Origin of the sequence: Rosenbergiella gaditana, assembly GCF_018494065.1 — a bacterium.
Lineage (GTDB): Bacteria > Pseudomonadota > Gammaproteobacteria > Enterobacterales > Enterobacteriaceae > Rosenbergiella > Rosenbergiella gaditana.
In genome coordinates, this window is record NZ_JABBFR010000010.1 from 84,718 (window position 1) to 96,833 (window position 12,116).

Sequence of the window (12,116 nt, forward strand, 5' to 3'; positions counted from 1 at the left end):
AGCTCAAGGTGCATAAAGACGACTGACCATCTGGATCAATAATCAGTCGGATATTATGACTTATTCTTCGCGAGGCATAACCAGGTTCAATACGATAGCCGTTACGCCTCCTGCGGCGATACCTGATGAAAAGAGTGTACGAAGCCACTCTGGCGCAAATTGCAAAATTTCTGGGTGTTGCGAAACGCCCAAGCCAATCCCTAAGGATAACGCCATGACCATAATCGCGCGGCGATTTAACGTTTCCCGTGCCACGATACGCACCCCCGAGGCGGCAATGGTACCAAACATGACTAAGGTTGCTCCACCAAGTACGGGTTCAGGGATATTTTGTACGATATCACTGACAGCAGGGAAAAGCCCCAACAGCATTAACATTATCGCGACAATAAAGCCGACATAGCGGCTGGCGACACCCGTCAGTTGAATCACCCCATTGTTCTGGCCAAAACATGAGTTAGGGAAGGTGTTGAACAGCCCTGAAACGCAGCTATTTATTCCGTTGGCAAGTACACCGCCTTTAAGACGTTGCATGTAGAGCGGACCCTTTACGGGTTGTTCTGACACATCGGATGTAGCGGTAATATCACCAATAGTCTCTAGTGATGTCACCATAAATACTAGCATGAGGGGAAGCAATAAATTCCAATCAACCTCAAGCCCATAGCGTAAAGGCTGTGGCCATATAATTAAGGGATGATTAGCACTCGGTAAGGCGCTGGGTAAGACACCCATTGCCCAAGCAAGTACGTAGCCGATTAACATGGCAATAAAGAGTGCGGCAATCCTTAGGTAGGGATTTTTTTGGCGATTAAGAAGAATGATGGTTAATAACACCACTCCAGCCAGTAGCAAATTAGTGGGTGAGCCGAAACTATGATTAGCCAGAGCACTAAAGCCACCACCTACCGAGGTTAAACCGACCTGAATCAAAGAGAGGCCAATAATCATGACCACGATACCGGAGACTAACGGGGTGATGACGCGCTGTACGTAAGGGAGTATCCGCGAGATAACCATCTCGGTACACGAGGCAAGCATCAGGGTGCCGAAGAGAGCCGCCATCATATGGGAGGTTTCTGCTCCCCCCTGCTTTAAAGCGAGACCGCCCATGATCAACGGCGAGACAAAATTAAAACTGGTCCCTTGTATCGAGAGCAATCCAGAACCGACAGGCCCCCAGGTTTTAATTTGTAATAGGGAGGCGATACCGGAAGCAAATAAAGACATACTGAGAATATGACGAGTATCTTCTGCCGGTAAATTTAACCCCTTACAGATTAGGAGTGCTGGCGTAATCACGGCCACAAACATGGCGAGTAAATGTTGCAAGGCTGCGAAAATGGCTTGAGGAAGCGGGGGACGTGCTTCAAGAGTATAAATTAGCTCACTACGCGGAGCGAGTGGCGTGTTTTCAGTCGGTTCGACACGTTCGGCAGACATAGTTTTTCTCTGGCAGAGTGATGAAAAGGGGCAATTCTAAAGGAGTCAGGTGCGATTGCAAACGATTGCTTTCTCCAAAGTAGAGATCGTTGGCTTAGACATTACTGAACAGTGTTTTGGCAGGTAGCCATCGTTCAATCAGAGCTTTCGACTGTTCTGGGTAGTTCTGATGGAGATGTTTCGCAATCCGTTGTATTTCTGGAATCAATCTTTGGTCACGAACCAAATCCACGACTTTAAATTCTGCATTACCGGTTTGTTTAGTCCCGAGCAACTCTCCTGGACCGCGTATCTCAAGGTCATGCTGAGCAATGATAAATCCATCGTTGGTATCACGCAGTACTTGTAAACGCTTTTGCGCAGTCTTGCTGAGAGGCGGATTATACAATAAGACACAGTGTGAGGCGATAGCTCCTCGGCCAACTCGCCCACGTAGCTGATGTAACTGCGCCAAGCCAAGACGCTCGGCATTATCAATGATCATCAAACTCGAATTAGGGACATCAACCCCGACTTCAATGACTGTGGTGGCAATGAGTAGATCCAGTTCATGTCCCTTGAATTGTTGCATGATCTGCTGTTTTTCAGCAGGTTTCATTCTACCGTGCACTAAGCCGATACGCATTGAAGGTAAGGCTGCTTGTAATTCGACCAGCGTATTCTCAGCAGCCTGAGCGTCGAGTTGCTCTGATTTTTCAATCAAGGTACAGACCCAATAGGCTTGTCTACCTTCGGCACAGGCTTTTTCAACGCGCAAAATAATTTCGCTACGCCGCGAGTCTGGAATCGCGACGGTAGTGACCGGGGTACGCCCGGGGGGTAACTCATCGATTGTGGAAGTCTCTAGATCAGCATAAGCGGTCATCGCTAACGTTCGTGGGATCGGGGTAGCGGTCATAATTAACTGATGAGGATGGAAACCTTGCTGCTGTCCTTTTTCCCATAACGCAAGGCGTTGATGGACCCCGAAGCGGTGTTGCTCGTCGATAATGACCAGTGCTAAATGCTGAAATTGAATATGTTCTTGGAAGAGGGCATGGGTACCGACCACCATTTGAACTTCACCGCGTGCAATACGCTCTTGTTCGGAAGCGCGCGCTTTTCCTTTCTGTTTTCCTGCTAACCATCCGACTTGAATGCCAAGAGGCTCAAACCAGGTACGAAAATTATGGGCGTGCTGTTCGGCGAGGAGTTCAGTCGGTGCCATCATTACCACTTGTTGATCGGCAGCAATCACCTGTAATGCAGCAAGTGCGGCGACTAAGGTTTTTCCAGACCCGACATCCCCTTGTACTAGACGCAACATCGGGTAGGAGTGAGCTAAATCCTGTTCGATCTCTTTGACCACACGCCGCTGAGCCGCGGTAGGCGTAAAGGGTAATCGACTTAATAGCTGTTCAGATAAATGGTAATCAGGTTTAAAAGATAACGCTCGATACTGCTGCGCGCCCGCACGCGCTTGTAACATACTGAGTTGATGCGCCAATAACTCTTCGGTAATCAGTCGTAATTGTGCAGGATGGCGTCCTAGCTCGATATCGGCTAACTGCATTTCTGGAGGCGGACGATGTAGCAGTTGTAACGCATCGGTCAATGACAGAAGACCACTACAGAGTTGCGAAGGTAACAACTCTTGAATAGGATTATGTTGTAGCAATACCAACGCTTGATCCGTTAAATTTCGTAGGGTTGCTTGGCGAATACCTTCGGTAGCGGGATAAACGGGGGTCAGTGTATCTTGCAGGGCTATCGATTGTTGCTCATCCTGTTGACGATACTCAGGGTGAATAATTTCTGGGCCGCGTTGCCCACGCCGGATCTCGCCCCACGCAATAATTTTTTTGCCCGTGGCCAAGCCATTTTTCATTCCTGCATTAAAATTGAAAAAGCGCAGTGTAAGGGTCCCGGTGCCATCACTGATTTGGCAAACCAGCATACGGCGACGGCCGAAGGTGATCTCGCTATGTAGTACTTCTCCCCAGACGGTGGTATGTGAACCGGCTTGTAAGTCGTTGATGGCGGTAAGGTGAGTGCGATCTTCGTAACGTAAAGGGAGATGTAATAATAAATCTTGCAGAGTGTGTAGGCCGATTTTAGCTAACTTAGCCGATTGGCTGGCACCGACACCGGTCAGTGTAGTGAGCGGAATGGCATCAAGCAGGCGACCTTTCATCGTTTCCTCGTGGCCTGCATACTGTCCCACCATGCTTGATCTGCATGAATGTCGCCGTCTTGATCAATGCGTGGATAGGGCAAACCTTTATGTTTGGCCACCCGGGCAAGCGTAGGATAGCCGCCTTCAAACAGTAATCGCTGTTGTTCTTGTGGGTCAATATCACTGTAGTCGCGCTGATATAATCCGGCTATCTGTCGCTGACGCTGGGCTTCATACAAAATTAAGGCTGAAGCGACGGAGACATTCAGTGATTGCACCATTCCTAGCATCGGAATGACGATATGGTGATCCGCCAATGCTAGCACCTTGTCACTAATACCGGTTTTTTCTTGGCCCATAATAATACAGGTCGGTTTAGTGTAATCAATATCTCGAAAATCAATCGCTTTCTCGCTTAAGTTGGTCGCGAGAACCTGCATATTCTGTGTCGTGAACTCAGCAACCGCCTGCTCAATGGTGTCATGAGTATGTACATTGACCCAGTTATTACTGCCTGCCGACGATGAGGCGGCTGTACGCATCCGATCTTCTGGCCAAACGGCATGGATGTCATGGATGCCGACCGCGTCAGCCGTTCGAATAATGGCAGAGATATTATGCGGCTTATGGACTTGTTCTAGGCACACTGTTAGGTCGGGCTGGCGTCTCGCCAGCATTTCCTGAATTCGAGCAAGTCGTTGGGTATTCATAAGATTAGTTACGATTACGTTGGACTTTAATGACATCGGACATCACACGTAGTTTACGCATGATATTGGCTAAATGGACGCGATCGTGAACGGTAAGACGTAAATAAGCGGTGTAAACCCGACCATCGCGTTCTTCCGTATTCAAGCTCTGAATATTGGATCGTTCCTGATTGATGGCTGCCGTTAAGTTGGCTAATACCCCTTGATGGTTGAACATATCGACCTTTAATTCGGCGATAAAGTCTTGCTCAGTATGGGTATCCCACTCAACGGGCATAAACTTCTCAGCGTCTTTACTAAAGCCGCGGATATTACGGCATGATTCGTGGTGGATCACTAACCCTTTACCGGGACTAATATGTGCCAAGATTGGGTCACCCGGAATCGGGCGACAACATTTCGCAAAAGTAATCAATACACCTTCAGCACCTTTGATAGGTAGCTTGTGACGTTTTGAGGTGCTACTTGGTGCCATATCATGCGATTCGGGTTGAGGGATAAGGTTTTTCGCAACGACGACACTCATCGCATTACCTAAGCCAATTTCTGCCAGTAAATCATCAAAGCTGGCGAGCTTCATTCGCTCAAGCTCGTGCTGAATACTCTCTTGTGGCATCTCGGCCAGTTTTTTAATGCCGCCCAGCGCGTGACTGAGTAGGCGTCTGCCCAGTAAGACTGAATCTTCGCGTTTAAGATTCTTAAGTAGTTGGCGAATTTTGGCGCGCGCTTTTGAGCTGACGACAAAGTTTAACCATGCCGCATTAGGGCGGGCACCTGGCGCGGTAATAATTTCAACAGTCTGTCCACTGGTCAGCGGTTGTGACAGAGGATAAGGTTGACGATCAACTCTTGCACCGACACAAGCATGGCCAATATCGGTGTGAACGGCATAAGCAAAGTCGACTGGGGTCGCCTCTGCTGGCAGCTCGACGATACGCCCTTCCGGGGTGAAGACATAGATTTCATCAGGGAATAGGTCTGACTTCACGCTTTCGATAAACTCAAAGGAGTTACCTGAGCTTTGTTGCAGCTCAATTAAGCTTTGTAACCAGCGTTGGGCACGAAGCTGAGCAGTGGTGACGCTCTCGCCTTGCTGTTTGTAGGCCCAGTGTGCGGCAACCCCCATTTCAGCCATCTGATCCATATCTTCAGTACGAATCTGTACTTCAACGGGAACACCGTGCGGACCAATCATGGATGTGTGCAAGGATTGATAGCCGTTCGCCTTGGGAATGGCGATATAGTCTTTCATACGACCTGGGCGTGGCTTGAACAAGCTGTGCATCTGACCCAATACGCGGTAACAGGTATCAATGTCTTTGACGATAACCCGAAAGGCGTAAATATCCATAATGGAGTGAAAGCGTTGCTCTTTCAGATGCATTTTGCGATAGATTGAGTACAGGTGCTTTTCTCGTCCGCTGACTCGGCAAGGGATTCCTGCTTCTTGCAGACGGCCATCGATTTCACTCAAGATGCGTTGAATCATCTCTTTGCGATTTCCGCGCGCTGCCTTTACCACCTCTTTGATGACGCGATAACGATTGGGGTACAAGGCTTCGAAGCCGAGTTCCTCTAATTCCGTTTTAAGATGATGGATACCCAGACGATGGGCAAGCGGGCTGTATATTTCGAGAGTTTCAAGGGCAATACGGCGGCGTTTATCGGTGCGTAGCGAGCCGAGCGTACGCATGTTATGCGTACGGTCAGCCAATTTAATTAAGATCACGCGAATATCTTGCACCATCGCCATGATCATTTTGCGAAAGTTTTCTGCTTGAGCTTCTTTCTTATCCCGGAATTTAAGTTTATCCAGTTTAGAAACGCCTTCTACCAGCTCTGCGACGCTTTCACCAAATACCTGCTCAATTTCTTGATAAGTGACGGCTGTGTCTTCAATCACATCATGCAGCAAGGCGGCCATCAGTGTTTCATGATCCAGCTTCATACCTGCCAAAATACAGGTGACAGCTACCGGGTGGGTGATATACGGCTCACCACTTGAACGAGTTTGTCCTTCGTGAGCATCACGTGCGACGAGATAAGCCTGCTTGAGTCGTAAAATTTGATCATCAGGCAGGTACTTTTCAATCAGTTGGTTAAGGCTTTCAAACAGATACAAGGGTTACCTTCACTATAAGAATTAACGACGGCCTTCGGCAATAGCATTGACGGCATGCAGTTCAGCAGCTTCTTGCTCGTGCTGATCTTGGCGTTCACGCACATCAAGAATACTATTGGTAATTAAACCTTCTTCGATTTCGCGAAGTGCGATCACGGTATGCTTATCGTTTTCTTCAGGAACCAGTGCATCTTTGCCACCGGTTTGTAATTGACGTGCGCGGCGTGCAGCGACTAATACTAAGTCAAAACGGTTGCCTACTTTTTCTACTGCATCTTGTACGGTTACGCGTGCCATATAGGTATTACTCCACTGATCGGGTATAAATAAGGCATGATACTGAACCTAATTCAGTCTGCCAATAATTTGCTAATAAGCGCACTGTGTCGAGATTTTTGACGATGCATCCGTAAGCGTTCAGCGCGGATAATAGTCTTTAAATCAGACAGTGCGAGATCGAAATCGTCATTGACGATTAGATAATCGTATTCGGCGTAGTGGCTCATCTCATCAACGGCTTTCGCCATTCTAGACGCTATGACGTCACCGTCATCTTGACCTCGTCCACGTAAGCGACGATCGAGTTCGTCTTGCGAGGGAGGGAGAATAAAAATACTCCGCGCGCTAGGCATGTGTTGACGAACTTGTTGAGCACCCTGCCAATCAATATCCAAGAAAACATCCACACCCGTCGCAAGCACTTGTTCAATGGCATGACGGGAGGTGCCGTAGTAGTTTCCAAACACTTGCGCGTGCTCAAAAAAAGCATTGTCGGCGATCATCGCGGTAAATTCTTCTTTTGTCACGAAGTGATAGTGCTCACCGTGCACTTCTCCGGGACGGATATTTCGTGTGGTGTGAGAGACCGAAACCTGAGTGTCGTATAACGGCTGGGTTTTCAGCAACGCTTGGATCAAACTCGATTTACCCGCACCACTAGGAGCGGAAACAATAAATAACGTACCTTGGGCCATAGTCTTCTTGGATTAGATAAAGAGCGGGGACAATATCCGAGCCATTATACACAGCCTTTGCTAATGAAGCAGTCTTTTGTCTAAAAAAGCAGAGGAAAAGGGGGCAATTTTAGACAATTAACTATTTTTTCTGAGTTTATAAGGATGAGAGGGACTATAGCTTCTAAGCGATCTTTAAAAAGAACACTCGGCGTCAGCGAGTTTCGATGACCTATATCAACTCAGGCTATCGGGTATGTTATATTATTATCTTTGGCATCGGCATGCTTAGGGCAGACTGGGGCTAATTCTTTCATTTTTCCTTGCTTCTTTTATTCATCATCCAGGGGTGGCTATGATCAAAAAAATCGGTGTATTGACCAGTGGGGGAGATGCCCCAGGCATGAATGCTGCTATCCGTGGTGTTGTACGTGCTGGTCTTGCTGAAGGTTTAGAATTATTTGGTATTTATGACGGCTACCTCGGTTTGTATGAAGATAGGATGTTGAGCTTAGACCGTTATAGTGTCTCAGACGTGATTAACCGCGGTGGAACTTTTCTTGGTTCTGCTCGTTTTCCTGAGTTTAAGGAAGAGACTGTTCGCCAAATCGCTATCGAGAATATGCGTAAGCGTGGCCTGGATGCACTAGTGGTTATCGGCGGTGACGGATCATACATGGGGGCGAAGCGTCTGACTGAAATGGGATTCCCTTGTATTGGCTTACCCGGCACTATCGATAACGACGTGGCAGGCACTGATTACACTATCGGTTATCAAACCGCCCTCGAAACAGTGGTTGAGGCCATTGATCGTTTGCGTGATACCTCTTCTTCACATCAACGTATCTCGATTGTCGAAGTGATGGGGCGCCATTGTGGTGATCTAACTCTTTCGGCTGCCATTGCCGGTGGATGCGAGTATGTCGTTCTACCTGAGATCCCTTACACGCGTGAAGAGTTGGTCGATGAAATCCGCGCAGGCCTGAAAAAAGGGAAGAAACATGCGATTGTCGCGATCACTGAACTGATTTGCGATTGTGCAGAACTTGCCCAGTATATTGAGAAAGAGACGGGAAGAGAGACACGTGCCACGGTGCTAGGCCATATCCAGCGGGGCGGAGCACCTTGTGCTTTTGACCGTATTCTTGCTTCAAGAATGGGCGCTTATGCGGTGGATTTATTGCTGCAAGGGTTTGGTGGGCGCTGTGTTGGAGTACAAAACGACCGAATGGTACACCACGACATTATTGATGCTATCGAGAATATGCGTAGACCTTTCCGGGGCGATTTAATGGCAACAGCTAAACGACTTTATTAACGACCTGCTGCTATATGCATTTGAGATATAAAAATACACTTTTTATTCTTTAAACTCTGCAACATCCCATGTCACTCTACGCATAATAAATGATAAGGGGTGACTATGAAAAAGTGGCAACTCGGAGTAGGACTGCTGATGGTCTCTGCTAGCGTGCTGGCGAAAGACTATCAGTTGTTAAACGTTTCTTACGATCCAACCAGAGAGTTTTATGAGCAGTATAATAAAGCTTTCTCGGCTTACTATAAGCAGCAAACCGGTGATAACGTGGTTGTCAGGCAGTCACATGGTGGGTCGGGTAAACAAGCTACTTCGGTGATCAATGGTATCCGTGCCGATGTTGTCACTCTAGCTTTACAATCTGATGTGGATGCGATTGCGCAACGTGGCCGTATTGATAAGCAGTGGCAAAAAAGGCTCCCTGATAATTCAGCACCTTATACCTCAACCATCGTTTTCCTAGTTCGTAAAGGGAATCCAAAAGGGATCCATGACTGGAGTGATCTTATTAAGCCAGGCGTTAATGTCATCACCCCTAATCCGAAGACCTCTGGCGGAGCGCGCTGGAATTATCTAGCGGCATGGGGTTATGCCTTAGATAGCCATCACGGTGATGCTAAGCAGGCGGAAGCCTTTGTCAGAGCACTGTATAAGAATGTTCAGGTTCAGGACTCAGGTGCCCGGGGCGCAACCAACACCTTTGTTGAGCGCGGCATTGGTGATGTATTGATTGCATGGGAAAATGAGGCCTATCTGGCGGTGAATAAACTGAAAAAAGATCAGTTTGACATTATCACACCGAAAGAATCTATCCTTGCAGAACCTACCGTTTCGGTAGTGGATAAAGTAGTGGATGAGAAAGGAACTCGCCCGGTGGCAGAAGCTTATCTGAAATATCTCTATTCTCCGCAAGGCCAACAAATTATCGCGCAAAACTATTACCGTCCTCGGGATAAAGCGGTCGAGAAGCACTATGCAGCCGTATTTAAACCTCTACATCTGTTTACGGTTGATGAGAAGTTCGGCGGTTGGACTAACGCGCAAAAAACACATTTCAGTGATGGCGGAACCTACGACCAAATTATGAAGCCGTAATATTCGCTGACATTCCGCCGAGAAGCCGTACACTGGATTCACTGTTCTCGGCGGAATGACTAAGATGAAGTGGGCATTAATAAAAAGAATCTGCATAGTGGGTATTGTGGGCATGATGGTTTATGGCACTTGGTGCGGATACCATCTTCATACCAACAGCGATGCACTCTGGGAGATAGTTAGCCGTCAGTGTGTTCCTCACCAGCGGCAGCTACAATCACCTACTCCTTGCCAACAGGTCGATTTACGTCAAGGTTACGCATTACTCAAAGATAAAGTTGGCGTCGCACAATACTTACTGATCCCCACTGATCATGTCTCGGGCATTGAGAGCGACGCCCTTTTACAACCTAACACGCCAAATTACTTCTCCCTAGCTTGGTCGCTACTGCCGTTGGTGAGTCAACGTTTGGAAAAGCCTATCCCCAATACCCTACTTTCTCTAGCGATTAATTCAAAATGGGGGAGAACGCAAAATCAATTGCATATCCATATGTCATGCCTGCGTGCCGACGTGCGTCAGCAATTAGCGGTAAAGCAGCAGACGATGACTAATCAGTGGCAACCGCTTTCATTATTGAACCATTCTTATTGGGTGCGAACGTTATCGGTTGAACAACTGAAATCTCATTCTCTATTTCAACGCGTTTTTACTGAGTTACCCGATATTGATCCTAGCAGAGGCGGAGAAGGGATAGCCGTCGCGATGCTTGCAGATGGAAAATTAGTCGTATTGGTATTACGTACGAATTGGATGAAGGGGATATTAGGGTCAGCGGAAGAACTACAAGATCATCAATGTCACGCAGTATGAGATAAGTATCGCAGCGTTGCTGCGATACTTAATATGATTATGCTTTTGCCGCAGCGGCTGCTTTAACAATAACGCTGAAAGCATCTGCTTTTAGGGATGCCCCTCCGACGAGAGCGCCGTCAATATCCGGCTGGCCAAAAAGTTCGGCAGCATTTTTATCGTTGACTGAGCCACCGTATTGGATGATGACTTGTTCAGCCACTTCACGACTTTGTTTAGCAATGTGGTCACGAATGAATTTATGGACTGCTTGTGCTTGTGCAGGCGTGGCTGATTTACCCGTACCGATTGCCCAGACCGGTTCATAGGCAATGACCGCATCAGTGAGCGCTTCAACACCGTGGGCGTTGATTACGGCATCAATTTGACGCGAACAGACTTCTTCTGTTTTACCTGCTTCGTTTTCTGCTTCGGTTTCACCGATGCATAAAACAGGGATTAATCCTTGCTGTTTCACAATGGCAAACTTCTCAGCAACCACTTCATCCGTTTCATGATGATAGGTACGACGTTCTGAGTGACCAAGGATAACGTAGCCTGCTCCCGTGTCTTTCAGCATTTCTGCAGAGGTTTCACCCGTAAAAGCACCAGAAAGATTAACATCGATATTTTGCGCACCAACGCCTATATTACTGCCTTCAACGGCCGCAACCGCTTGAGCAAGGTACAGGGCAGGTGGGGCGATAACTACTTTACATCCCTGTACGTCTGTAAGGACGGTACGCAGACCACTGATTAAGTCTGCTGTAAGTTGCTTACTACCATTAAGCTTCCAATTACCCATTACTAATGGATGTCGCATGCTTTCCTCCGCATTACGCGCTTGAGTAAAATGCTATTACGCGGGTGCAATAGCGTCTAAGTTCACTATAAACCGTGTCGAAGCCCTCAATTTGCTTAGGATCACAAATCGGTGGATCATTTGGTCTCTCTGAGTACTAATTTAACGGGTTCTGCAGCAAAGGTCATACCCCCTTCACCTTTATCAGATAAAATATACCGCACTGGGCCTTCCTTCGATAGCGTATATACTTTACCTCTTCCCACCGTTAGCAGTTGTTCTAGATGTTCCCGGCACTGTTTGGTGGTGAGTTGTGGTGAAAAAAAGTGAATAATATTAGTGATATAACTCATAGCTTGTAGGCGGGACGCTGTAGCTTGATTCCTAGGAACAGGCAGCCAAGTGAGCTGTATTGATTTTATTTTCGCCGTTCCCACTTCCAATGCGGTCGAGGCATAAATCGTTTCACTGATTTTTGTCGCCGCAATAGTCACCAATTTCTGCATCGACCCCGTTTTAATGGCACGGAACTCTTGTAGAGGAGTAGCAGGAAAATGCTGACTAAATTGCTGGCGAAATTGAGTAATCGTCAGTTCAAAGGTTGGGGCATCGGGCGATAGGTAAGGGGCAGTTTCAGGTAGCGGCATTGATACGGGGTGCGCGTTAACGTGATTGGTCAGTCCACTGACTAACAGAATCAGGATAAAAGAAGCGGCGTATCTCAT

At 47.5% G+C, this 12,116-nt stretch carries 11 protein-coding genes; 3 read left to right on the top strand and 8 right to left on the bottom strand.

Annotated elements, in window-relative coordinates; translation table 11 throughout:
- Positions 1 to 60: 60 nt before the first annotated feature.
- The 6 genes from HH682_RS08995 to gmk form a co-directional block, all read right to left on the bottom strand.
- A complete protein-coding gene (locus tag HH682_RS08995) occupies positions 61 to 1,443 on the bottom strand; it encodes a uracil-xanthine permease family protein (RefSeq protein ID WP_214237237.1) in 1,383 nt (460 codons plus the stop codon).
- 94 nt (positions 1,444 to 1,537) lie between these two features.
- Complete coding sequence (gene recG, locus HH682_RS09000) at positions 1,538 to 3,616, bottom strand: ATP-dependent DNA helicase RecG (protein WP_214237238.1); 2,079 nt, start codon at positions 3,614 to 3,616, stop codon at positions 1,538 to 1,540.
- The gene (trmH, locus tag HH682_RS09005; RefSeq protein WP_214237239.1) at positions 3,613 to 4,308 is read right to left on the bottom strand and encodes a tRNA (guanosine(18)-2'-O)-methyltransferase TrmH; all 696 of its coding nucleotides are present in this window, start codon (positions 4,306 to 4,308) and stop codon (positions 3,613 to 3,615) included. The genes recG and trmH overlap by 4 nt, the downstream gene beginning before the upstream one ends.
- 4 nt (positions 4,309 to 4,312) lie before the next feature.
- On the bottom strand, positions 4,313 to 6,430 hold the full coding sequence (gene spoT, locus HH682_RS09010) for a bifunctional GTP diphosphokinase/guanosine-3',5'-bis pyrophosphate 3'-pyrophosphohydrolase (protein ID WP_214237240.1): 2,118 nt from the start codon (positions 6,428 to 6,430) through the stop codon (positions 4,313 to 4,315).
- Positions 6,431 to 6,451: 21 nt separating this feature from the next.
- A complete protein-coding gene (gene rpoZ, locus HH682_RS09015; protein ID WP_214237241.1) occupies positions 6,452 to 6,727 on the bottom strand; it encodes a DNA-directed RNA polymerase subunit omega in 276 nt (91 codons plus the stop codon).
- Between the two features lie 53 nt (positions 6,728 to 6,780).
- Positions 6,781 to 7,404, bottom strand: a complete 624-nt coding sequence (gene gmk / locus HH682_RS09020; protein WP_214237242.1) for a guanylate kinase — start codon at positions 7,402 to 7,404, stop codon at positions 6,781 to 6,783.
- A gap of 334 nt (positions 7,405 to 7,738) precedes the next feature.
- On the opposite strand from gmk, the gene pfkA reads away from it, so the two are divergent.
- From pfkA to HH682_RS09035, 3 genes are all read left to right on the top strand, one after another.
- The gene (gene pfkA, locus HH682_RS09025; RefSeq protein WP_214237243.1) at positions 7,739 to 8,701 is read left to right on the top strand and encodes a 6-phosphofructokinase; all 963 of its coding nucleotides are present in this window, start codon (positions 7,739 to 7,741) and stop codon (positions 8,699 to 8,701) included.
- 105 nt (positions 8,702 to 8,806) lie between these two features.
- Positions 8,807 to 9,796: a sulfate ABC transporter substrate-binding protein gene (locus HH682_RS09030; protein ID WP_214237244.1), complete on the top strand. Its 990-nt coding sequence runs from the start codon at positions 8,807 to 8,809 to the stop codon at positions 9,794 to 9,796.
- A gap of 64 nt (positions 9,797 to 9,860) precedes the next feature.
- Positions 9,861 to 10,610 carry a CDP-diacylglycerol diphosphatase gene (locus tag HH682_RS09035; RefSeq protein WP_214237245.1) on the top strand — a complete coding sequence of 250 codons (750 nt, stop codon included), beginning with the start codon at positions 9,861 to 9,863 and terminating at the stop codon, positions 10,608 to 10,610.
- A gap of 37 nt (positions 10,611 to 10,647) precedes the next feature.
- Here HH682_RS09035 and tpiA read toward each other — a convergent pair whose 3' ends face one another.
- Both tpiA and HH682_RS09045 read right to left on the bottom strand, forming a co-directional pair.
- Positions 10,648 to 11,412, bottom strand: a complete 765-nt coding sequence (gene tpiA / locus HH682_RS09040) for a triose-phosphate isomerase (RefSeq protein WP_214237246.1) — start codon at positions 11,410 to 11,412, stop codon at positions 10,648 to 10,650.
- A 116-nt stretch (positions 11,413 to 11,528) separates the two neighbouring features.
- Positions 11,529 to 12,116: a DUF1454 family protein gene (locus HH682_RS09045; RefSeq protein ID WP_214237247.1), complete on the bottom strand. Its 588-nt coding sequence runs from the start codon at positions 12,114 to 12,116 to the stop codon at positions 11,529 to 11,531.

What these genes read in the sequence shown, in the direction of transcription:
- HH682_RS08995 (WP_214237237.1), bottom strand. Translation starts at nt 1,443, where the DNA reads ATGTCTGCCGAACGTGTCGAACCGACTGAAAACACGCCACTCGCTCCG.
- recG (WP_214237238.1), bottom strand. Translation starts at nt 3,616, where the DNA reads ATGAAAGGTCGCCTGCTTGATGCCATTCCGCTCACTACACTGACCGGT.
- trmH (WP_214237239.1), bottom strand. Translation starts at nt 4,308, where the DNA reads ATGAATACCCAACGACTTGCTCGAATTCAGGAAATGCTGGCGAGACGC.
- rpoZ (WP_214237241.1), bottom strand. Translation starts at nt 6,727, where the DNA reads ATGGCACGCGTAACCGTACAAGATGCAGTAGAAAAAGTAGGCAACCGT.
- gmk (WP_214237242.1), bottom strand. Translation starts at nt 7,404, where the DNA reads ATGGCCCAAGGTACGTTATTTATTGTTTCCGCTCCTAGTGGTGCGGGT.
- pfkA (WP_214237243.1), top strand. Translation starts at nt 7,739, where the DNA reads ATGATCAAAAAAATCGGTGTATTGACCAGTGGGGGAGATGCCCCAGGC.
- HH682_RS09030 (WP_214237244.1), top strand. Translation starts at nt 8,807, where the DNA reads ATGAAAAAGTGGCAACTCGGAGTAGGACTGCTGATGGTCTCTGCTAGC.
- HH682_RS09035 (WP_214237245.1), top strand. Translation starts at nt 9,861, where the DNA reads ATGAAGTGGGCATTAATAAAAAGAATCTGCATAGTGGGTATTGTGGGC.
- tpiA (WP_214237246.1), bottom strand. Translation starts at nt 11,412, where the DNA reads ATGCGACATCCATTAGTAATGGGTAATTGGAAGCTTAATGGTAGTAAG.
- HH682_RS09045 (WP_214237247.1), bottom strand. Translation starts at nt 12,116, where the DNA reads ATGAGATACGCCGCTTCTTTTATCCTGATTCTGTTAGTCAGTGGACTG.